We start from the raw sequence: 21,864 nt of genomic DNA, 5'->3' as shown, positions 1-21,864 counted from the left end.
CCCGATCACCCGATTCTTGTAGCGGCCTTCGACCACCAGGTAGATGCCGGCGGTCATCACCGAAAAAAAGATCAGCGATTCGTACAAATTGGCGAGCGGAACATGGCCGAACCCCAGCTGGTGGGACTCCCACCAGCGCAGCAGGATGCCGCCCAGGTTGCCGACGACGGCGATCACCACCAGGGCGCTGGCCAGCTTGCCGGGCAGCGCCCTTTTGAAAATCCAGGCGGCCAGATAGAGCGCCGCCGCCGCACCGTAGACAAAGGTCACAATCGAGAGAAGCAGGGAACTGTTCATGGTTTTTCCTCTGGGCTGGATGCCGGCACGATGGGCCGACGGAATTTTTAGGAAGCGCGTCTTTTGAAAGCCGCACCAGAAAGACGCCGGGGGCGGGCGTCACCCGCAATCGGCGCTGCCGGGTCAGGCGCCCCCCTGGGAATCGGCCATCAACCGGGCCAAATTTGCGACCCGTCTTTGGATCCCCAGTTTGTTGCGGTTGGCCGTCCCGGCCACCACGACTTGGCTGCGCTTGCCCCGGCTGCGGGAGACGGCGACGCAGACACGCTGGTGGGAGATGAAAAAGGCGATGCAGCAGCCGATTAGTATCAGGACAAAGCCGGCATAGACCGCCGGCACCCCGGGATCGCGGGTGACCTGCAGGCCCGTGTAATACCGACGCTCCGGCGGTGGCGCGCTGCGGACGACGTCATCGACGGCGACAAACACCGCCCCGGTCCGCAGTTGGTTGAAACGCGCGCTCATCTTGTCGAAGTTGGGGTGCTCCAGGGGCAGCACAACCTCGCTGGGCTGCCCATCGGAGGGGGTCAGGCGACCGACCAGGGCCGCCCCGAGATCGTGCCCCATAAATTCGTAGGCCGGTTGAAAGGATTGGACCACAAAGCTGCCCAGGCCCTCGGGGATGGCGACCTCCTCCCCAATCGTGGCCTTCTGACGGTAGGCCATGCCGCTGGCCGAAGAGGTGAAGACCAGGGTAAAGGCCTCCGGCGGCTTCGTGTCAGCTGTCTTGGGGGCGATCTGGCCGTAGCTGGACTGGAAGATGTTGATGCCCCGGTAACGCAGGGGCGCGTTGACCAGGATATCCCGGGTGAACGCCGGCTCCCCGTCTTCGAGGATCGTCAGGGTGGAGCGATACTCCTTGGGCATCCGGCTGCGCTCATCGTAGAAGGAGATCTGGAAGCGGTCCAGGCGCACCGCAAACGGCAGCTGGTGGGGCTGACCGCTGCTGCGCAATTGAACGCTGTCGATGCTCTCCTTTTCGGGAATATTGACAAAGCCTTCGAAGCCGGCCCAGGACCCGATCAGACCGCCCATCAGCAGCAACAGCACACCCAGATGCACCACGTAGGCCCCCAGGCGGCCCCAGCGTCCCTTTTCGGCAAAAAGCACCCCGCCGTCGGCGGTGGCTTCCAGCCGGCTGTAATGGAAGCGACGCGCCAGCAGGAGTTGATAGCGCGCCAGCAGTTCTTCCGGGGTGCCGTCAACGCTGAAGCTTTGGCGGTCCGGCAGCTTTTCAAACTGGGCGCGGTTGAACACCGGCTTGCGGGGAAAAATCACCCGCCAGGTGGATGACAGACGGTCCACCGAACAGACCAGGAGGTTGACCGTCATCAGAAGCAGCAGGAACTGAAACCACCAGGAGTGGTACATGTCGAAAAGATCGAAAAACCAGAACAGCCGGAAGAGCTTTTCGCCGTACTTCTGAAAATAAAGGGCGGGGTCGGCATTCTGGGGAATCAGGGTCCCCAGGACCGATGTCGCCGCCAAGGTGAGCAGCAGTCCCACGGTGAGTTTGACAGAGGCAAAAAATTTCCAGATCCGCCGGGGTATCCCGGAATCAGACGCGTTTGCGGTCACGGAATTTCCTTTCGGGTTGAAATGAGTTTTTCTCCATACCAGAACCCGGTCTGGCTGGCAACACGGGAGCCGTGGCCCGCAAACGGTCGCCTGCGGGGGTCTTGACCGGGTTGCCGCCGCGGGGTTGACAAAAGGGAAAAAATGGCTAAAGTGCCCCTGAAAATCCTGCCTCCCATGTGCGGGGCGCCCCCAGCCGCAGCACAACCCGCGTACACCCGGCTTTCCGAAGGAGACCATGAAAGATGATCGAAGCCAAGCACCTCTCCAAGCTGTTCGGCGCCAAAACGGCGGTCGACAACATCTCCTTCGCAGTTGAGAAGGGGGAGATTCTGGGCTTTCTCGGTCCCAACGGCGCTGGCAAATCCACCACCATGAGGATGCTGACCGGCTACCTGCCGCCTTCCCGGGGCACCGCGGTGATCGGCGGCTGCGACCTTCTGGAGGACCCCATCGGCGCCCGCCAGATGATCGGCTACCTACCGGAAAACGCCCCGGTCTACCCGGACATGAACGTTTTCGACTTTCTCGATTTTGTGGCCGAGGTCAGGGGCTTCGGCGCCAACGAGCGCAAACGGCGGGTGGCGGAGACCATCGAAAAGTGCTTCCTCGGCAAGGTCACCCACCAGACGGTCAGCACCCTGTCCAAGGGCTTCAAGCAGCGGGTGTGCTTCGCCCAGAGCATCCTGCATGACCCGCAGTACCTGATCCTGGACGAGCCCACCGACGGTTTGGACCCCAATCAGAAGCATGAGGTCCGGCTGATGATCCGCGACATGAGCACCCACAAGGCGATCATCCTGTCCACCCACATCCTGGAGGAGGTCGAAAGCGTCTGCACCCGGGCGATCATCATCGACGACGGCCGGATCATCGCCGACGACAGCCCCGAAAACCTCAAGGCCAGCTCCCCGGACCACGGCGCCATCAGCCTGACCATCAAAGCCGTGGCCCCCGAGGCGCCCCTGGCCGCCATCCAGGCCAGCGAAGGCGTCAAATCCGCCGTATTTCTGAAATCCGAAAACGGCATCCTGCACTTCCGCGCCTTTCCCGAGCGCGGCGACCGCCCCATCGCCGATAAACTCGTCGCGCGCCTGTCAGAGCAAAAATATGCCATCACGTCGCTGTTCGTGGAGAAGGGCCGCCTGGACGAGGTGTTCCGCCGCATCACGGGCCACTGAGGCCCCCCGAGCGGCTCCCGCGCCACGCGCGCGCCGCGACGCCAAAGGAGAGATATGGGTAAAATCGGACTTTTCGGCATTGTCAGGGCCATTTTCAAGCGCGAGCTGCTCTCCTACTTCAATTCCCCCGTGGCCTACGTCTTCATTGTGATCTTTCTCCTGCTGAACGGCTTTTTCACCTTCTATATCAGCAATTTCTTCGAGGTCGGGCAGGCCGACCTGCGGTCTTTTTTCCAGTGGCACCCGTGGATTTATCTGTTTCTGGTGCCGGCAGTGGCCATGCGGCTGTGGGCCGAAGAACGCCGGCTGGGAACCCTGGAGCTGATCTTGACCCTGCCGGTGACGGTCGCCGAGGCCATCCTGGGCAAGTTTCTAGCCGCCTGGGTGTTCATCGGCGTGGCCCTGTTCTTGACCTTTCCCATGGTCCTGACGGTCCTCTACCTGGGTCAGCCCGACATCGGGCCGATCATCATGGGCTATCTGGGCAGCTTCCTCATGGCCGGCGCCTTTCTTTCAGTGGGCCTGATGACCTCCGCCCTGACCCGCAGCCAGGTGGTCAGCTTCATCCTGTCGGTGGTCATCTGCCTTTTTCTGGTCCTGGCGGGTTTTGCGCCGGTCACCAACGTGCTCTCCGGCTGGGCCCCGGTCTGGCTGGTGGACCTGGTATCGGCAACGAGCTTTCTGACCCACTTTCTGTCCATGCAGCGCGGTGTTCTGGACCTGCGGGACCTGCTCTACTACATTTCCGTGATCACCTTCATGCTGAGCGTTAACGGGGTGGTGCTGCAGGGCCGCAGAACATCCTGAAGGAGGAAGGCAAGCAAATGGCTGATAAACGCATAGGCGTCCAGAAATCCCTGTTTTCAGCGGGCGGCCTGATCCTGCTCTTGCTGATTCTGGTGCTCCTCAACTTCCTTTTGGCGCGCGTCAACCTGCGCTGGGACGCCACCGAGGACAGGCTCTACTCGCTTTCCGACAGCACGCGCGAGATACTGACGGGCCTCGAGCAAGACGTGGCCGTCAAAGTCTTCTACAGCCAGGAGATCGTCAACGCGCCGGTGCAAATCAAAACCTATGCCAGTCGCCTGCTGGACTTTCTCGCGGAATACAGCTTCGAGAGCGGGGGCCGGGTGAGCGTTGAGGTCTTCGACCCCCGGCCGGACTCCGAGGAGGAGGAATGGGCCCAGAAATACGCCATCCGGGGCATTGACCTGCCCACCGGCGAGACGCTCTATTTCGGGCTGGTGGCAACGGCCGCGGACCAGGAGGAGACCATCCCCTTTCTGGACCCCAGCCGCGAAGAGAACCTCGAGTACGACATCACGCGCATCATCGCCCGGGTACAGACCGCCAAAAAGCCGCGGATCGCGATCATCAGCAGCCTGCCGGTGATGGGCCGCGCCCCCATGGGCTTCGGCATGCCCCAGCAGGGGATGGCCCCCTGGCTGTTTGTCACCGAGTTGCGCAAAACCTACGAGGTGGAAACTCTGCCGCCGACGACCGACCAGATCGATGCGGCCATCGACCTGCTGCTCCTGGTACAGCCCAGGGGGCTTGACCAGCGCCTTTTGTTCGCCATCGACCAGTACGTCCTGGGGGGCGGCAGCCTCCTGATCTTTACCGACCCGCTGACCGTCACCGACCCCCAACAGGGCGCTGCCGACGCCCAGCCGCTGGGGCCGCTGTTCACCGCCTGGGGCATCGGCACCAGCGCCCCCCAGGCCGTTGTCGATATGGACAATCCCACCCGGCTGCGCAACGAGAGCAACCAAATCGAGGACAACCCCTTCTGGCTGTCGATCCGTCAAAACGGCCTCAACCCGGAGAATATCATCACCTCCAAGCTGGAAAGCCTCCTGCTGCCGGTGGCCGGAAGCATCGAAAAAACCGCCGACGGCCCGCTGACCTATGAACCCCTGGTGCATTCCAGCGCCAACTCGGCGCTGGCCGACGGGTTCAGCGCGCGCTTCGGCCTCGGGGAGGTGCGCAGGACCTTCCAGGCATCCCCCGATACCTACGACCTGGCGGTCAAACTCAGCGGGGTGTTTCAAACCGCCTTTCCGGACGGACGCCCCTCATCGACCACCGCAGGCGAGAACACCGAAGACGCCGGACAGTCGGCCCCGGTCGCAGCCGAGCCCCTGCGGCAGGGGGTCAAGTCCGCCACGGTGATCGTCGTTGCCGACGCCGACATGCTCTTTGACGGCTACTACGTCAGCCGCCAGAACTTCCTCGGGTTTGAAATGGCCCAGATCTTCAACGACAATTTGAATTTTGTGCTCAACGCCGCCGAGATGCTGGCCGGCGGCCAGAGCCTGATCAACATCCGGTCGCGGGGCAAGTTCCAGCGCCCCTTTACCCGGGTTCAGGCCCTGGAGCAGAAAGCCCAGACCCGCTGGCTGGACCGCGAACAGGAACTGCTGCAAAAGATCGAGGCCACCAATCAGAAGCTGCAGGAGTTGGAAAAACGCAAAGACGCCTCCCAGAAGCTGATCCTCAGCGAGGAGCAGGAGGCGGAAATCCGGAAATTCCAGGAGGAAAAGCTGCGCATCAGCCAAGAGCTCAAGGTGGTGCGCCGCAACCTGCGGGCCGATATCGAGGCGTTGGGGACGGGCGTCAAGCTCATCAACATCTTCCTGATGCCGCTGGTGGTCTGCATCGCGGGGATCGGCTACGCCTTATACCGGCGCAACCGCATGCGCCCGTGACCGTGCCAAAGGCGCCGACCCAAGACCTGCCCGCGGTCCGATTGACGGCCGAAGCTCCGGGCGGCACGGGGACGCCGACAAAGGGGGGTTATGAAACCAAAGACCGTGATCGTCCTGCTGTGCATCTGCGCCGCCCTGGGCGCAGCGGCGATTTTTATCACCCGGCCGCAGCCTGCCGAAGACAGCAGCGCCGTGCTCGGCAAGAAACTGCTGCCGGATCTGCCCATCCAGGAAATCAGCGCCATCACGCTGACCGGTCCCGATGAGGAGGTGCGGCTGAAGTTCACCACCGACACCTGGACGGTTGCCAGCCGCTTCGACTTTCCGGCCGATTTCGCCAAGATCACCCGCCTGGTGCAGCAGCTGCGGGACATGAAAATCGGGCGGGCCTTCGAAGCAGACGCCGAGATCACCGAGCGCCTGGCGCTGACACCCCCCGGAACCGAGGGCGCCTCCCCCGACGGGGTCGCCACCCGCATCAGCCTGCAGGACGCCCAGGGCAGCCCCCTGGTGGATCTGCTCCTGGGCAAAACCTCCCCCAATACGGACACCCAATACGTGCTGCCGGTGAACGAGAAGCAGGTCTACCTGGTGGACCAGAGTTTTCAGTTTCTCGGCAAAACGGCCGCCGAGTGGCTGGATAGCCGACTTTTGGACATCGCCGCGGAGAAAATCCACGAGGTGACCGGCCGCGACCCCAAAACCGGCAAGGTGCGCTACAACCTGCGGCGCCCGGCCGAAGGCCAAGGGGCCCAGCTGATGGCCGCACCCGATGGGCGGCAGGTCCGCCAGGCCAAGGTGGATGAGGTGCTCCAGGCCCTGTCGGGCTTGGAGATCGACGATGTGGCCGATCCCAAGGCGTCGGCCCCCGCCGCAGGCGATCTGCTGCTGGAATACCGGCTCTTTGACGGCAGCACCTACACCCTGACGATCGGGCCGGCCCTGCCCGAGAACCCCGAGGCCCACTATCTCCGGCTGCATGCCGCCTTCCAGGGGCCAGCGGCCGAAGGCGAAAACGCCCCGCCCACCGATCGGGCGGCTGAAATCGCCGCATTCAACCAGCGCCTCGGCGCCTGGACCTACATCATCCCCCAATGGCGGCGGGACAGTTTCGCGGCGGACCTCCAGAGCTTCCTGGAGCCGGTAGCCGCCGAAGAGGCCCCGAAATAGACGTTGCCAAAGGACCGCCAAAAAGCGCTTGACAAAGCCCGGGGAGCTTCCCTAAAATAAAAACACTTAACCTTGTTTCCCGAGTTTAAAGCCAAACGATCATGAGACCTGACAGCCCGAAAAATTATCTTTGGTACTGGTGGTGGCGACCCGCTCCCAAGGGGCTTCGGCCGGTTACCGGATAGTTTGCGCCGTCAGGCAGACCAAAACTGACCCAGGACCGCGGGCCCCAAAGCCCACGGTCCTTTTTGTTTCAAACGCCGTGGGCCCGCCCCGCGGCGTTTTTTTTATCATCCCGTCTTCACCCATCAAGAGGAGATCTCCCATGCTGATCGTCATGAACCAGAACGCCACACCGCAGGAAATTCAGGCCGTTGTGGCCACCATCGAGGCCAACGGCTACACCGCGCGCCCCATTCCGGGCGGGGAGCGGGTCTCCATCGGCATTCTCAACAACAAGGGGCCCATCGATGCCGACGCCTTTTTGGGGCTGCCGGGCGTCAAGGAGGCGGTCCCCATCACCCGGCCCTACAAGCTGGTCAGCCGGGAATCCCAGATGGAAGACACCATCATCCACGTCGGCGATGTGGTCATCGGCAACGGCCACATGACCCTGATTGCCGGCCCCTGCGCCATCGAAAGCGAATCCCAGGCCATGACCATCGCCAAGCTGGTCAAGCAGGCGGGCGCCGAGATCTTCCGCGGCGGCGCCTTCAAACCGCGGACCTCTCCCTACTCCTTCCAGGGGATGGGCCTGGAGGGCCTCAAAATCCTGGCCAAGGTGCGCGAGACCACCGGCCTGCCGGTGGTCACCGAGGTCATGGACGACGACACCTTCGACCTGGTGGAGGAATACGCCGACATCATCCAGATCGGCACCCGCAACATGCAGAACTTCAGCCTGCTGCGCCGGGCCGGAAAAGCCCGCAAACCGGTCATGCTCAAGCGCGGCATGGCCGCCACCATCGACGAGTGGCTGATGGCCGCGGAATACATCCTCGAGGGCGGCAACAGCGCGGTGATCCTCTGCGAGCGCGGCGTGCGGACCTTCGTCAACCACAGCCGCAACACCCTGGACATCTCGGCCGTGCCGGTGGTCCGCAAGGAAAGCCACCTGCCGATCATCATCGACCCCAGCCACGCCGGCGGCCGCCGGGACCAGGTGATCCCCCTGAGCCGCGCCGGGGTGGCCGTGGGCGCCCACGGGCTGATGGTGGAGGTCCACCACGCCCCTGAAAAAGCCATGAGCGACGGGGCTCAGTCCCTTTACCCGCATCAGTTTGAAACCCTCTGCCGGCAGGTGCGGTCGATCTTCGAGACCTTCCAGGAGCAGTGACCCATGACCCCCGTCACGATCCAGGGCAGAGAAGGGACCTCCACGATTCTCGTCGGCGAAAATTTCGACCGGCTGGCCGCGCGCATCCCGCTGTCCCAAAGCGTCCTCATCACCGACCCCAATCTCTGGCGGATCTACGGTGAGCGCTTTCCGCCGTGCGAGGTGATCCGCATCGGCACCGGCGAGGCCAACAAAACGCTGGCAACCGTCGCGGCCATCTTCGAGCGCCTGGTGGCGATGGAGGCCCAGCGATCGACCTTTATCGTGGGCATCGGGGGGGGGATCGTCTGCGACATCGCCGGCTTTGTCGCCGCCACCTACCTGCGCGGGGTGGAATGCGCTTTGGTGCCCACCTCGCTGTTGGCACAGGTGGACGCCAGCGTCGGGGGGAAAAACGGGGTTAATTTCGGCGGGTACAAAAACATGGTGGGAACGTTTCGCCAGCCGGCCTTGGTGCTCTGCGACCCGCAGATGCTGCACAGCCTGCCGGAGCGGGAGCTGACGTCGGGGTTTGCCGAGATCGTCAAACACGCCGCGATCGCCGACGCCGCCCTCTTCGCCCATCTGGAAAGCCGCTGGCAGGCGGCCATGGCCCTCGACCCGGAGGTCATCAACCACCTGGTGGCGCGCTGCGTGGCCATCAAGGCGGCAGTGGTCCGACGCGACGAGCACGAACAGGGGGAGCGGCGCAAGCTCAATTTCGGCCACACCTTCGGCCACGCTCTGGAAAAGACCACCGGCGCGCTGCACGGCGAGGCGGTCGCCGTCGGCATGCTGATCTCCGCGGCGCTGTCGGTCCAGCGCGGACTGCTGCCGCCGGCCGCCTACCAGCGTCTGCAGGCGCTCTTGGCCAAGCTGGGCCTGCCGACACGGATGGATTTCAATCGGGAAGCGGTCCTGGAGGCCCTGGGCAAGGACAAGAAGCGGACCGGCGACGGCGTCCACTTCGTTCTGCTGAGGGACATCGGCCGGTCCGTTGTGACGGAGATAACGCTCTCGGAGCTGGGGGCGGCCCTGGACCTGGTCTGAGGGCGGTGAGCGCCCGGCTCAGCCCAGCACCGATTCCAGTTCGATGGCGCAAGCCACCTGGTCGCATTCCGGACCGTCGAGATTGAGGGTGTGGTTTTCCAGGTCGATGTCCACGATCTTGCAGCCGTGCTTCTCGGCGATTTGGGTAACGATGGTCAACAGTTGGTCGTTTTTAAACTCACTCATGGGTTCCTTCGCTTTCAAACGGCCTGCCGCACACCGGCGCGCGGGGCGCGTTTTTGAGGTTTCCGGGGACAGACTCCGGTGGGCTGATCTTAAGGAAGCCGGCGCATTAAAAACTCCTGCAAGCTAATTACCCCGGCCGCCCCTGGCAAGGCCGCCAGCCGCCCTAACTCCCTGGCAGTTGCCTTGAAAACGAAGAAAGCGGCGCCGAGGGCGGGCCGCTTTCTTTCTGAGCGAAGTTGAGTTTAAACCGTATCCGCTGACCTTTGCGTCAGCCGTTGCGCGCGGGAGGAATGCTTCTCTGAATGCCGTTATTTCAACCGGCGGCACCGCAGTTTTTTTTATTTTGTTTTGAGGATGACCGGGTTAAAAGATGCACGCACATTCGAGAAGCATGTAGTATTTTGATCGGCCGTGGGCGCCGATACTTTAGGGCCGCGGCCACAAATAATCCCACAGGATGGCGGCGGCGATGCACCCCCGACAACCCGGCGAAAAAAGCGGCGCATGATCCCCCTGATGGACAACCTGACACGCGAGCAGGCCCGAACCTACAGCCTGGTCTGCTCGGTGTTGAACATCCGCCACAGCGTGAGCCGCGCCGGGGAGGGCTGGACCCTTTCGGTCGCCCGGCAGGACGCACCCAGGGCCCGTGAGGCCCTCGAACGCTACCAAGTGGAGAACCCGCCGCCGGAGCCTGCCGGCACGACCCGGCGACCGTCGCCGGGGATATTCAGCGGCCTGTGGGCGGCGGCATTTCTTGCCGGGATGCACCTGGTGCGCATTTCCGGCGCCACGCCCGAGCGGGTCGTCAGCGCCTGCGGCGCTTCGGCCGAAGCGATCCTCCAAGGAGAATGGCACCGTACGATCACGGCCCTGATGATCCACGCCGGTGGGCTCCATCTGGTGGGCAACCTGGTGGGCATCGCCCTTTTCGGGGCGGCGGTGGCCTCCCTCTGCGGCTGGGGCCTCGGCTGGCTGATGGTGCTGGTCAGCGGCGGCCTCGGCAACGCCCTGAATGCCGTCTTCTTCCGCTCGGGGCACCTATCGGTGGGGAGTTCAACGGCCATTTTCGGCGCGCTGGGAATTTTAAGCGCCATCCAGTTCACCCGCCGCATCCGCGTTGCCGGTGAGCGCTTCCGGGCGCTGCTGCCCCTGGGCGGGGGCCTGGCCCTGCTCGCCTTGCTGGGAACGGCCCAAAACTCCGATCTTCTCGCCCACCTCTTCGGTTTCGCCGCCGGCGCAACGCTTGGGGGCGGATTTGCCCTACTGGCGCAAGCCCCCCCGGGCAGACGCTGCCAGTTCTGGGCGCTCGCGGTGGCCGCTGCTGTGATCGGGTTTTCAGCGTGGTCCTGCGGGCTTGGCGGTTTTGCCTCCGGGCGATGAACCCGGGGATGCCGCAGCGCCAGAAATTTTGATGGCGGCGTAAAAAGTCCATTTTCTGCGTTGCGCGGCATCTCGAAGTCGCTGCGGCGTTTAGTCGTACGCCTCACGCCGCTGAGATTTGCGCGCCGTAACTTGGGCTTTTTTCACCACCATCTTAAAATTCGAATTTTTATCGGTCCATCAATTTTATTGCATTTTTATCTTTTTACGCTATATTCAGGGTGTTTAAACGCCCGCATCGGATGCGGGCGGAGTCCTGCGCCTCAACCGCGCTCCGATTCTGCGGCCTAGGGCCCGGGACCTTGAAAATTTTTGTTGAAAGGAGGAGTTAGAATGGCAGAGGGCGTGGTAAAATGGTTTAATGACAGCAAGGGCTACGGGTTTATCGAGCAGGAAAACGGACCTGACGTGTTCGTCCATCACACCGGCATCAACGCCACCGGTTTCAAGTCTCTCAAAGAGGGCGATCGGGTCACATTCGAAATTACCGAGGGACAGAAAGGTCCAGCGGCCGTCAATGTGACCGTGATATAGGGGGTGTCCGTCCGCGATCCAAAGATCATACGTTGGAAATCCTGGGAAAAAAGACCATCATTTGACATAGCGTCTGCCGGGAGCCCGGTGAAACCGGGCTGAGAGGGACCCTTTGAGGGCGTAAGAGGGTCCGACCGTTGAACCTGAGCCGGGTAATGCCGGTGTAGGAAACCCGATGCGGGATTCGAGCCGTTCCTGCCCTGGCAGAACGGCTCGTTTGTTTTCATTCCACTGGATGGAGGAGGGTGCCATGAAACCGCGTGTCTCGACCCTGCTGTGGGGCGCCGCCCTGCTGCTGACCGCCGCTTTCTCCCAGGCGGCGGCCCAGACTGCGCAGCTCACCGTCATGACCCACGACAGTTTCAGCATCAGCCGGCAAACTGTCGCCGCCTTCGAGCAGGCCCATGGGGCCACGCTCCGGTTTCTCAAGGCGGGGGATGCCGGCGCGGCCCTCAACCAGGCGATCCTGTCCAAGGCCAACCCCATGGCGGACGTGTTCTTCGGCGTGGACAACACCTATCTCAGCCGGGCCCTCAAGGCGGACATCTTCCAGGCCCACGACTCGCCGCTGCTGGCCGCCATCCCGGACCGTCTCAAACTTGACCCGCAAAACCGCCTGCTGCCCGTGGACTTCGGCGATGTCTGCCTGAACTACGACAAAAAATGGTTTCAAACCCGGCAGCTGAGACCGCCCGCATCCCTGGAAGACCTGGCCCAGCCGGCTTTCAGGGGGCTTACCGTGGTGCAGAACCCGGCCACCTCCTCCCCCGGACTGGCCTTTTTGCTGGCCACGGTGGGCCGCTTCGGCGAGAACGGCTATCTCGATTTCTGGCAAAAGCTGCGGGACAACGACGTGCTGGTGGTGGACGGTTGGAAGGAGGCCTACTGGGGGCAGTTCAGCGGCGCCTCCAGGGGCAGCCGGCCGATCGTGGTCAGCTACGCCAGCAGCCCGCCGGCCGAGGTCCATTTTGCCGAAAGCCCCCTGGACGAGGCCCCCACCGCAGCGGTCACCGCCCCCGGGTCCTGTTTCCGCCAGATCGAATTCGTGGGCATTCTGAAGGGCACCCCCCGGCTGGCGCTGGCCCGCCAACTGGTGGATTTCATGCTGGACCGGGGCTTCCAGGAAGACATCCCGCTGCAGATGTTCGTTTTTCCCGCCAACCGGCAGGCGGCCCTGCCCGAGGTCTTCCGCCGCCACACCCGCCTGGCCGAACAGCCGGTGGCGCTGCCCCCGGAGGAGATCGCCGCCCACCGCGAGCGCTGGATCCAGGCCTGGACCGAAACCGTGCTGCGCTGACCCGGAGCTGCGGACGCCTTCTGAAGGCGCCGGCATCCCCGCCCGCTACAGCCCCAAAACGTGACCCGCATGGCACCATCACCGCCCAGAGGTCGACTGCTGTTTCTTCTGCCGCCGCTGCTCTTCCTCGGTCTCTTCTATTTTTATCCCCTGGCGCGGATCTTCGCCGTCAGCTTTTTTCCGGGCGATCTGTGGTCGCCGCTTGAGCCGAAAAAACTGTTCACATCGGGCTACTACCTCAGCCGGCTGTGGTTTACCTTCTGGCAGGCGGCGGTTTCCACGCTGCTCACCCTGGCCTTGGCCCTGCCGGGCGCCGGTCTCTTGGCGCGCTACGATTTCCGGGGCCGGGCAACGCTGCAAACCCTCGCCACAATCCCCTTCGTCCTGCCGACGGTGGTGGTCGCCAGCGCTTTTCAGGCCCTGCTGGGCCCCCACGGACTGGTGAACACGGGGCTGATGGCGATCTGGGAACTCCCCGCGCCGCCGATCCGGGTGCACCAGTCGGTGGGCCTGATCCTGGCCGCCCATGTGTTCTACAACTATGCCGTGGTGCTGCGCATCGTGGGCGGGTTCTGGGCCCAGTTGGCGCCGGAGATCAACGAAGCCGCACGTATGCTGGGGGCTTCGGGCTGGCAGGCCTTTCGCCGGGTCACCCTGCCCCAGCTGCAGCCGGCCATCCTGGCGGCGGCCCTGCTGGTGTTCATGTTCTGCTTCTCAAGCTTCGGCGTCGTCCTGATTCTGGGCGGCCCGCGGCTGGCCACGATCGAGGTCGAAATCTACCGCCAGGCGGTCCATCTGTTCAATCTTCCCCTGGCCGGGGCGCTTTCCCTGATTCAGATCCTGTTTACCTTCGGGCTGATGTGGGCCTACACCGCACTCCAGCGCCGCAGCGCGCTGGCGCTGATGCCGGCGGCCCCCGCATTCGGCCGACGGGCGGTGCAAACCGCGGGCGAGCGCCTTTTTTTGGGCCTCGGCCTGCTGCCTGCGGCGATCTTCCTGAGCGCCCCCCTGGCCGCCCTGCTGCTGCAGTCCTTCACCACGGAGAATGGGCTCGGGCTGGCCTTTTACCGCGCCCTTGTCGAAAACCCCTCGCAGTCCCTTTTTTTCGTTCCGCCGTTCCATGCCATGGGCTACTCCGTGGGCTTTGCGCTGACCGCCCTGCTGCTGGCGTTGGCCGTGGGCCTGCCGGCGGCCCTTTTTCTGGCCGGCCCGCCGTCCCGCCTAAGCGCCCTGCTGGACCCGCTCTTCATGCTGCCGCTGTCCACCTCCGCCGTCACCCTGGGCTTTGGCTTTATCATCGCCCTGGACCGCCCCCCGCTCAACTTGCGCAATTCCCCGTGGCTGGTCCCGGTGGCCCACTGCCTGGTGGCCTTTCCGTTTGTCCTGCGCAGCCTGCTGCCGGCCCTGCGGAGCATCCCCGAAAGTCTGCGGGAGGCGGCAAGCCTTTTGGGCGCCTCGCCCCGCCAGGTTTGGCGCTCGGTGGATTTGCCCATCATCGGCCGGGCGCTTTTGGTGGGCATGGTCTTCGCCTTTACGGTCAGCATGGGCGAATTCGGTGCCACGGCCCTGGTCGCCCGCCCCCAGACCCCCACCATGCCGCTGGCCATTTTCCGGTTCCTGGGCCAGCCGGGAGCCCTCAACTACGGCCAGGCCATGGCCATGAGCAGCCTGCTGATGATAGTGACCGCGGCCGGCTTCGTTTTGCTCGAAAAGCTCCGCCCGGAAACATCCGGAGGGTTCTGAGATGGTGCTCCTGAGCCTCGAGCGGGTCTCGAAAACCTTCAACCACCAGCCCTTCATCCGGGAGGTGAGCCTGAGCCTGGCCGAGGGCGATATCCTCTGCCTGCTGGGCCCCTCGGGATGCGGCAAAACCACCCTGCTGCGGCTGATCGCCGGACTGGAGCGCCCCGACAGCGGCAGCATCACCTTCGACGGCCGGGACCTGGCGCCGCTGCCGCCCCACCGCCGCCAGTTCGGCATGATGTTCCAGGAGTACGCCCTTTTTCCCCACAAAAACGTTTTCGAGAATGTGGCCTTCGGACTGGAGCTGCAGCGGCTGCCGCAACCGGAGCTGAAACGCCGGGTTGCCGCGACCCTGGCGCGGGTTGGCCTCGCGGGGTTTGCCGCTCGGCGCATCGCGGAGCTTTCCGGCGGCGAACGCCAACGGGTGGCGCTGGCCCGCAGCCTGGCCCCCCAACCGCGGCTGCTGCTGCTGGACGAGCCCATGGGGGCCCTGGACCGCGCGTTGCGCGAGCGCCTGATGGCCGACCTGCAGCTGATTCTGAAACAGGTGGGGGTCACCAGCATCATGGTGACCCACGACCAGGCCGAGGCCTTTGCCGTGGCCGATACGGTCGCCGTCATCCACGACGGGCAGATTGCCCAGATCGCCCCCCCGGAAACCCTCTACCGTCGGCCGGCCAGCCCGCTGGTGGCGCGATTTATCGGGTTGCACAACCTGGTGGCGGGTCGGGTGGTTGCAGACGGTGCGGTGGCGACCCCCCTGGGTCGCTTTCCGATCACCGACGCCAAGGCCGCCCGGGGCGCGCCGGTTACCGTACTCATTCGGCCTGAAGCCGCCTCCATAGCCCCCGTCGGTTTCGCCGACCCTGGCGGACCGGTTATCGCGGTCCGGGTCACGGCCCGCCTCTTCCAGGGGCAGCACTACCTCCTGCGGACAACAGCCGAAAACGGCATCACGCTGATCTTCACCCTGCCCAACAACCCGCCGCCGCCGGGACCCGGCCAACAGGTGCACTTGCGGCTGAACCCCGCGGCCATGAGCCTCGTGCCGGACCCGAGGGAGGCCTGAAAGGCCCGCGCAGGCAGCCGTTGACAACCCTAGCGGCAGCCCTTAGGGTGATCTACTCCAACGCGTGCAGGGCATTCTGAACCCAACGGTCTGCAAATCTATGGCAGGTAACCGTTTTGCATGCCGCCTTCAAAATCGGAGGACTGAACCTATGCGACAGATAGTCTATTGGACGCTCGGCCTGTTGATATTTCCGGCGGCGAGCCTGGCAAGCGCAGCCGACGTGCGGGAAGGTTTTGGCGGCATTGCCTGGGGCACACCCCTTTCGGCGGTTGAAGGACTCGAACAGCTCGCCCGCGACGGCGATCTCAGCTACCACCACCGCCCCCGGGAAGTCTACCACCTCCCCAACGTCTATTCCGGGCCGGTGCGCTATGGGTTCTTCGAGGAGCGTTTCTTTGCCGCCTACCTCAACCTGGACGGCCGGGAAGCCTTCGAGCAGGCTCGCCGATCCCTCACCGGCCAATACGGGGAGGCGCGGGCCCAGCTGCGGTTGGGCAGCACGATTCTGATCTGGCAGGCAGGTAAGGTCACCATCAAGCTGAAACACTATGAAAAAGAGGGCCGCACCAAGCTGGCCTATTACTACGCCCCGCTTTCCGACCGGTTGAATCGGCAGCGGCTGGACCAGGATTTTGAAAAGTCCTTCAAACTGGCACCGGCCGAGTGAACCGGAAAAAAAGAATGCCGGCCGAGGACCTTCGTCCCGGGGGCGCTCTGATTGGAAACAACGCGCTATGAACGAAACCGTCCGCGCCCTATGGGCCAAAACACGCATCACGACCTGGCCGGGGGACTATCTGCTGGTCAGCCTGCCGCATGACGCACTCAAGACGGCCACCCTGCTGGCGACCGCCGGGGGAGATCAATTCGCGGCGCTGATGGTCGAAAAAGACGCGGTCTCCCTGACCCTGCGGCACGAGGCGTGGTCGTCGCTCTTCCCAAAGGTCCACCCACTGGCGCTCGCCGGCCCCTACCGGGTGGTGACGCTCGACCTCGAGATCGACCTGAACATTAGCGGTTACCTTTTGCCGGCGGCCGAGCGCCTGGCCCAAGCCGGAATCGCCATCGTTCCGCAGTGCGCTTTTCGGATGGACCACCTCCTGATCCGGTCGGAAGATGCAGAAACAGCGGTTTCGATTCTAACGCGATTTTCGGCCGCATGCGCCCGGGCAGAAAAGGCCTCGGGGTAGAGGAAAAGGGGGGGAATCCGGTTCACAGGTGCGGGTTTTGGTCGGGTGGTCGCAGCACCCGCTCCCCTGCGTTTGGAAAGGCCCGGCAACCGGACCGCGGGTGGGTTTTAGGACGCGGATCGGGGCGGAAAACCAAGCCGGCCCCAGAAAACCACAAGGGCCGCGAAAAGCATCGCGACCCCTTGTTTTTTTGAGTGCCGGAGGTCGGAATCGAACCGACACGACCTTGCGGTCGGAGGATTTTGAGTCCTCTGCGTCTACCAGTTTCACCACTCCGGCGTGGGTCGGCTTATATGCAAATCGGGCCGATTTGTCAATCCAATTGCCGCTGAGGGTTTACCAGCAGGCGCAATACGGCGCGGGCTGAAACGCTGCCCGCGCGCAGCACCCGCGGCGCCTCCCCGGTGGTGTCCACCACGGTGGAGCCCGGGCCACCGGATAGCGGCCCGGCATCCAGGAGTGCATCCACCCCGGCGGCCAGCTCCAGTTCCAGCTGCGCCACCCGGGCGCAACCGGGCTGTCCGGAAATGTTGGCGCTGGTGCCGGTGAGGGGCCCCCCAAACGCCTGGACAAGGGCGGCCGCCACCGGGTGGGACGGCACGCGGATGCCGATCTTGCCGGTCCCGGCAGTGAGATTTGGCGGCAGGCCCTCCCGCGCCGCAAACACCACCGTCACCAGCCCCGGCCAGAAATGGCGCATCAACAGATCGGCTGCGGATGTCACCCGCCGCACCAGAGGCACCACCCCGGACCGGTCCTGCACCAGCACCAGGAGCGGGTTGTCGACCGGCCGGCGCTTGAGGGCAAAGACCCGCGCCACCGCGGCGGCGTTCAGCGCATCGGCGGCCAGGCCGTAGAGACAGCGGGTGGGAAAGACCACCACCCCGCCGCGGCGCAAAATTCCCGCAGCGCTTTCGATGACCGCCGGGTCCGGTCGGTGGGGGTCGACCGCGAAGCGGTTAGAGATAATCTGCGAGTCGGGCCGCTTTGACTTCAACCTGATGGGCCATTTCGGCTTTGAAGGCCTCCAGCCGGGCGGTCAGCTCCGGGTCAGCCAGGGCCAGGATCTGCACCGCCAGAATGGCGGCGTTGTGGGCCCCCGGCTTGCCGATGGCCACCGTGGCGACCGGCACCCCCGGCGGCATCTGCACCGTGGAGAGCAGGGAATCGAAGCCCGAAAGGTCCGAGGAGGCGATCGGCACCCCGATCACCGGCAAGCTGGTGTGCGCCGCCATCACCCCGGCCAAATGGGCGGCATGACCGGCGGCTGCAATCAGGACCTTGACCCCCCGCTGCCGGGCGCCGGCGGCGAATTCCACCGCCCGCTGGGGGCTGCGGTGGGCGGAGGCGACGGTGATCTCAAAGGGGACGCCGAATTTTTTGAAGACCATGACGGCCCCCTCGACCACCGGGAGATCCGAATCGCTGCCCATCACGATCCCCACCAGGGGCGGGGTGCTGAGGCGCGCAAGGGCCTTCTGGCCGATATCGGTGCGGAAGTGGACCTTGTCCCAGGAGATCTTGACCACCGCCTGGTAGGCGCGTTTGATGGCCTTTTCGATGCTTTCGCCCAGCGCCGTGACACCCAGGACGCGACCGCCGGCGGTTGCCGCCCCTTTTTCGCCCTGGACGGTGCCGGCGTGGAACACCACCACATCGCGCATGCGCTTGACGGCTTCCAAACCGGCGATCGGTAATCCCTTGGAATAGCTTCCCGGGTAGCCCCCCGCCGCCATCACCACGCAGACCGAGGCCCGCGGGTCGATCTCCAGCCGGCACTCGGCCAGCCGCCCGTCGATGACCGCCTCCATCACCGGAATGATGTCGTTTTTCATCCGGATCAGCAGCGGCTGAGCTTCCGGGTCGCCAAAGCGGCCGTTGAACTCCAGCACCTTGATCCGGTCCCGATCGATCATCAGCCCCGCGTAGAGGACCCCTTTGTAGGGACAGCCCGCCTCGGCCATGGCGCGCACCGTGGGCAGCATCACCTCATCCATGATCCGCTGGTGGATGAAGCGGTCCACGATCGGGGCCGGCGAGTAGGCCCCCATGCCGCCGGTGTTGGGCCCCTGGTCGTTGTCGAAAACCGGTTTGTGGTCCTGGGAGGAGGGCAGCGGCAGCACGGTCTTACCGTCGGTGAAGGCCAGAAAGGAGGCCTCCTCGCCCACTAGGCACTCTTCCACCACCACGGTACGCCCGGCATCGCCGAAGGCCTTCTCCACCATGATGGTGTCCAGCGCCTTGAGGGCCTCCGGGACCGTGCGGCAGACGATGACCCCCTTGCCGGCCGCCAGCCCGTCCGCCTTGACCACCAGCGGCGCCCCGATCTTACGGATGTAGCTCTGGGCCTTGCTGCGGCTGGTAAAGCTCTGACCGACGGCGGTGGGGATCCCTTGACGGTTCATCAGGTTCTTGGCAAAGGATTTGCTCGCCTCCAGGCGCGCGGCGTCGCGGGAGGCCCCGAAGATCCGCAGGCCTTCATTTTCAAAAAGATCCACGATCCCCATGGAAAGCGGGCCCTCCGGCCCGACCACGGTCAGATCGACCTGCTCGCTCTTGGCAAAGGCCGCCAGCCCCTGGATATCCTCGGCCGCGATCGGTACGCAGCTGGCCAGCTCGGCGATGCCGGCATTGCCGGGCGCGCAGAAAATTTTGTTCACCCGGGGGCTCTGCTTGATCTTCCAGACCAGGGCATGCTCGCGGCCGCCGCCGCCCACTACCAGCACTTTCATACAACGCCTCCCTCTCGACAACGCTGCGGGTTATGGGTTGCGCCCGACCCGATGACGGGCGGTTGGATCGTCGTGGAAGCGGCAAGTCCCCAACCGTGAGGTTTCGGCAGCCATGGGGGGCCAAATGCGGCAGCCGACCGAAAACGGTGGGCGGGTATGAAACCCGGAAGGACCCGGATCAGATCGCGATCAGGGCGCTTGGCTTCAAACCGGCCCGTCTGCCCGCGGCGGGCGGTCCTCCAGGGCGAGGGCGATGAGTCGATCCAGCAGTTGGCTGAAGCTCATCCCGGCCGCGCGGGCCGCCTGCGGCAGCAGGCTGGTGGGGGTCATGCCCGGGATCGTGTTGGTTTCCAGAACGAAAATCTCGCCGTCCTTGAGAATCATGTCGGTTCGGCTGTAGCCGCGGCAATTGAGCGCGCGGTGGGCCATCAGGCCGTATGACTGGGCCTTTTCGGCGAGGGCCGGATCGATCCGCGCCGGGCAGATCTCCTGGGTAGCGCCGGCGGTGTACTTGGCGGTGTAATCGAAAAAAGGGTGGGCTTTGTCGGGGACGATCTCGATCAGGGGCAGGGCTTCCAGGTGCTCGTTCCCGATCACGCCACAGGTCAGCTCGACTCCTGCGAGATAGGCTTCCAGCAGGACCCCCGTATCGTACTGCAGCGCCTGAGCGACCCCGGCGGCCAGCGCCTCGGGCGATTTGACTATCGACATACCGATGCTGGAGCCGCCCGCCACCGGCTTGATCACCAGGGGGAAGCCAAGCCGCTGGGAAATCGCCTCGGGATCCAGGTGGTCATGCCGGGTAAGGGCGAGATAGGGCGGCACCGGGATGCCGAATTTTTCGTAAAGCTGCTTGGAGACCAGCTTGTTCATGGCGATCGCGCTGCCCAGCACGCCCGAGCCCTGGTAGGGAATGCTCAGAAGATCCAGCATCCCCTGGACCGTGCCGTCCTCCCCGAAAGGGCCATGCAGAATCACCAGCGCGATATCGATCTGGTCGGCCTCGGCCACCAGCCGGGGCAGGTCGCTTTGGGGGTCATAGCGGCGGACATCGTATTTTTGCTTGTCCAGGGCTGCGAAAACCTGGTTGCCGCTTTCCAGGGAGACCGCCCGCTCGGAGGATACCCCGCCAGAAAGCAGGGCGACGCGCGTTTTTTTCATCGCCTTATGCCTCGAGGAGCTTCTTTTTGGCCTGATTGAATTCTTCGAAGGTGATCAGGTTGTTCTCGAACATCCGGCCCAGTTCCACGAGTTCGCGCAGGCGAACGGTATCCGGGTCTTCCAGCTGATGGCTGGCGCCCAGATAATCGCCCTCCAGCGCCGGGAAACCCGGCCGGCCCCCCAACCGGAAGGAGGCAAGCCCCCCCAGCAAGCTGACCTCCACCGGCCGACCGTTGAATACCGGGGTGTTGAGCATCTCGCGCAGGGATTTGCCCTCGCGCTTCATGCGGCGGAAAAAGAGGTACGCGAAAACCGCGATGGCCGTCGATCCGAACAAGAAAATCCACAGCATGTAGTTTACGATGCCGCGGAAAAAAAGCACCAGAATTCCCAGCACCGCAATCACGGAGACGTGCAGGAGTAAAATGGAATAGGCCACCATCACGCTTTTGAACAAACCAAGGTTTTCTTTTTTCTCAATCATGGTTTTGAAGATGTATGGCCGCCACCCTTGGCGGATGGGCCGTTTTCGATTCGGGACGCCAATTTGTCAAAATAATGCTGGGGCTCTTGGAACGCAATGGCGGTGTTGCGCAGGGAATTGAGTTTGAGGATAAGGAAATTGAGTTTCTTCAGGGTCCGGTAGCGCAGGGCGGTGTCACTCATGCCGGCCAAAAGGTCCTCGGTTCGCCGGATTTCCTTTTTCAATTCGAGTTCCGGCGGAAGGCAGTCGGCGTTCTTGAGAATTTTGTAGGCCAGGCGGAGTTCTTCGGGCACGTGGCGGTCATCCTCGAACACCAAAGGCTTGCCGCGGCCTTCGAGGTTGTCGAAGGCCCCCTTTTTCTGGGCGATCCGGATCCGTTCCTCGACGATTTTTTCGAACCCCGCCAGCATCTAAGCCTCCTGACCGCGCTGCCTGAGGGCATCTGAGGGGAGGCCTTACCCCGGGCGAGCACCGTGTGGCAGGCGAAGCGGCGCGCTGCGGTCGGGTTCAGGAAAAGCGCACGGGCTAGGGGATAGGCCGTTCGGACTTTCAACCAACGCCGGAAACCATACGCCATAACGCTGCAAGTGTCAAAACAAAAGGCCCGGCAGGAACGAACGCAGCGACTCATAAAGAAAGGGCGGCCCTTGGAAGAGCCGCCCTGCAAACGGTGCAAAGCGCAGCTGGGCCGGTGAAATCTGTCTGCGCCCTGTTTGCTAAAGGTATCGGCGGTCTGCCCGGGCGACTTGAACTGATTTTTCAACCGTCCCCGGCCAGGCCACCGCA

Annotated in this window: 21 protein-coding genes, 1 tRNA gene and 1 riboswitch; of the genes, 13 read left to right on the top strand and 9 right to left on the bottom strand. The window is 63.9% G+C overall.

All coding sequences use genetic code 11. The features are described from left to right. Positions 1-297, bottom strand: a 297-nt coding sequence (locus LJE63_16090) for a c-type cytochrome biogenesis protein CcsB (GenBank protein ID MCG6908123.1), incomplete at its 3' end; no start/stop codon positions are given. Positions 298-420: 123 nt separating this feature from the next. Continuing rightward, a complete protein-coding gene (locus LJE63_16085) occupies positions 421-1,875 on the bottom strand; it encodes a cytochrome c biogenesis protein ResB (protein ID MCG6908122.1) in 1,455 nt (484 codons plus the stop codon). Between the two features lie 242 nt (positions 1,876-2,117). Here LJE63_16085 and LJE63_16080 point away from each other — a divergent pair, with 242 nt between their 5' ends. The 6 genes from LJE63_16080 to aroB all read left to right on the top strand — a co-directional run bounded on the left by LJE63_16080 (position 2,118) and on the right by aroB (position 9,296). Then, positions 2,118-3,053, top strand: coding sequence for an ATP-binding cassette domain-containing protein (locus tag LJE63_16080; GenBank protein ID MCG6908121.1), 936 nt, complete (start codon positions 2,118-2,120; stop codon positions 3,051-3,053). 54 nt (positions 3,054-3,107) lie between these two features. Continuing rightward, positions 3,108-3,860 carry an ABC transporter permease gene (locus LJE63_16075; GenBank protein MCG6908120.1) on the top strand — a complete coding sequence of 251 codons (753 nt, stop codon included), beginning with the start codon at positions 3,108-3,110 and terminating at the stop codon, positions 3,858-3,860. Positions 3,861-3,877: 17 nt separating this feature from the next. Beyond that, positions 3,878-5,761 (top strand): Gldg family protein, encoded by a 1,884-nt coding sequence (locus tag LJE63_16070; protein MCG6908119.1) that lies wholly within the window; start codon positions 3,878-3,880, stop codon positions 5,759-5,761. A gap of 90 nt (positions 5,762-5,851) precedes the next feature. Next, a complete protein-coding gene (locus tag LJE63_16065; GenBank protein ID MCG6908118.1) occupies positions 5,852-6,931 on the top strand; it encodes a DUF4340 domain-containing protein in 1,080 nt (359 codons plus the stop codon). A 325-nt stretch (positions 6,932-7,256) separates the two neighbouring features. Further along, the gene (gene aroF, locus LJE63_16060) at positions 7,257-8,267 is read left to right on the top strand and encodes a 3-deoxy-7-phosphoheptulonate synthase (GenBank protein MCG6908117.1); all 1,011 of its coding nucleotides are present in this window, start codon (positions 7,257-7,259) and stop codon (positions 8,265-8,267) included. A gap of 3 nt (positions 8,268-8,270) precedes the next feature. Next, a complete protein-coding gene (aroB, locus tag LJE63_16055; GenBank protein ID MCG6908116.1) occupies positions 8,271-9,296 on the top strand; it encodes a 3-dehydroquinate synthase in 1,026 nt (341 codons plus the stop codon). Between the two features lie 18 nt (positions 9,297-9,314). On the opposite strand, the gene LJE63_16050 is transcribed toward aroB, so the two are convergent. After that, on the bottom strand, positions 9,315-9,482 hold the full coding sequence (locus tag LJE63_16050) for a hypothetical protein (GenBank protein ID MCG6908115.1): 168 nt from the start codon (positions 9,480-9,482) through the stop codon (positions 9,315-9,317). Positions 9,483-9,986: 504 nt separating this feature from the next. On the opposite strand from LJE63_16050, the gene LJE63_16045 reads away from it, so the two are divergent. The 7 genes from LJE63_16045 (at position 9,987) to LJE63_16015 (ending at position 16,701) form a co-directional block, all read left to right on the top strand. Further along, positions 9,987-10,865: a rhomboid family intramembrane serine protease gene (locus tag LJE63_16045; protein MCG6908114.1), complete on the top strand. Its 879-nt coding sequence runs from the start codon at positions 9,987-9,989 to the stop codon at positions 10,863-10,865. A 333-nt stretch (positions 10,866-11,198) separates the two neighbouring features. After that, positions 11,199-11,399: a cold shock domain-containing protein gene (locus tag LJE63_16040; protein MCG6908113.1), complete on the top strand. Its 201-nt coding sequence runs from the start codon at positions 11,199-11,201 to the stop codon at positions 11,397-11,399. Positions 11,400-11,466: 67 nt separating this feature from the next. Further along, positions 11,467-11,587, top strand: a riboswitch (TPP riboswitch). 62 nt (positions 11,588-11,649) lie between these two features. Continuing rightward, complete coding sequence (locus LJE63_16035; protein MCG6908112.1) at positions 11,650-12,696, top strand: thiamine ABC transporter substrate-binding protein; 1,047 nt, start codon at positions 11,650-11,652, stop codon at positions 12,694-12,696. A 69-nt stretch (positions 12,697-12,765) separates the two neighbouring features. Next, a complete protein-coding gene (locus tag LJE63_16030; protein ID MCG6908111.1) occupies positions 12,766-14,439 on the top strand; it encodes an iron ABC transporter permease in 1,674 nt (557 codons plus the stop codon). A gap of 1 nt (position 14,440) precedes the next feature. Next, positions 14,441-15,508 (top strand): ABC transporter ATP-binding protein, encoded by a 1,068-nt coding sequence (locus LJE63_16025; GenBank protein MCG6908110.1) that lies wholly within the window; start codon positions 14,441-14,443, stop codon positions 15,506-15,508. Between the two features lie 151 nt (positions 15,509-15,659). Next, positions 15,660-16,178 (top strand): hypothetical protein, encoded by a 519-nt coding sequence (locus LJE63_16020; protein ID MCG6908109.1) that lies wholly within the window; start codon positions 15,660-15,662, stop codon positions 16,176-16,178. Positions 16,179-16,245: 67 nt separating this feature from the next. Continuing rightward, a complete protein-coding gene (locus LJE63_16015) occupies positions 16,246-16,701 on the top strand; it encodes an ACT domain-containing protein (protein MCG6908108.1) in 456 nt (151 codons plus the stop codon). 195 nt (positions 16,702-16,896) lie between these two features. On the opposite strand, the gene LJE63_16010 is transcribed toward LJE63_16015, so the two are convergent. The 6 genes from LJE63_16010 to LJE63_15985 all read right to left on the bottom strand — a co-directional run bounded on the left by LJE63_16010 (position 16,897) and on the right by LJE63_15985 (position 21,488). Next, positions 16,897-16,980 (bottom strand) — tRNA-Leu (locus LJE63_16010). Positions 16,981-17,014: 34 nt separating this feature from the next. Next, complete coding sequence (locus tag LJE63_16005) at positions 17,015-17,698, bottom strand: threonylcarbamoyl-AMP synthase (GenBank protein ID MCG6908107.1); 684 nt, start codon at positions 17,696-17,698, stop codon at positions 17,015-17,017. Continuing rightward, positions 17,661-19,433: a phosphoribosylamine--glycine ligase gene (gene purD / locus LJE63_16000; protein MCG6908106.1), complete on the bottom strand. Its 1,773-nt coding sequence runs from the start codon at positions 19,431-19,433 to the stop codon at positions 17,661-17,663. Before purD ends, LJE63_16005 begins: the two co-directional genes overlap by 38 nt. Before the next feature lie 204 nt (positions 19,434-19,637). Beyond that, positions 19,638-20,594, bottom strand: coding sequence for a D-alanine--D-alanine ligase (locus LJE63_15995; protein MCG6908105.1), 957 nt, complete (start codon positions 20,592-20,594; stop codon positions 19,638-19,640). A gap of 4 nt (positions 20,595-20,598) precedes the next feature. Beyond that, positions 20,599-21,051, bottom strand: a complete 453-nt coding sequence (locus LJE63_15990) for a hypothetical protein (GenBank protein MCG6908104.1) — start codon at positions 21,049-21,051, stop codon at positions 20,599-20,601. A 23-nt stretch (positions 21,052-21,074) separates the two neighbouring features. Further along, entirely contained in the window at positions 21,075-21,488 is a 414-nt protein-coding gene (locus LJE63_15985) for a DUF1992 domain-containing protein (protein MCG6908103.1), read from the bottom strand. Positions 21,489-21,864: the final 376 nt, after the last annotated feature.

The organism is Desulfobacteraceae bacterium, assembly GCA_022340425.1.
Lineage (GTDB): Bacteria > Desulfobacterota > Desulfobacteria > Desulfobacterales > JAABRJ01 > JAABRJ01.
The sequence above is the reverse complement of the archived record's forward strand: the minus strand, read 5'-3'. Positions and strand labels throughout refer to the sequence as shown.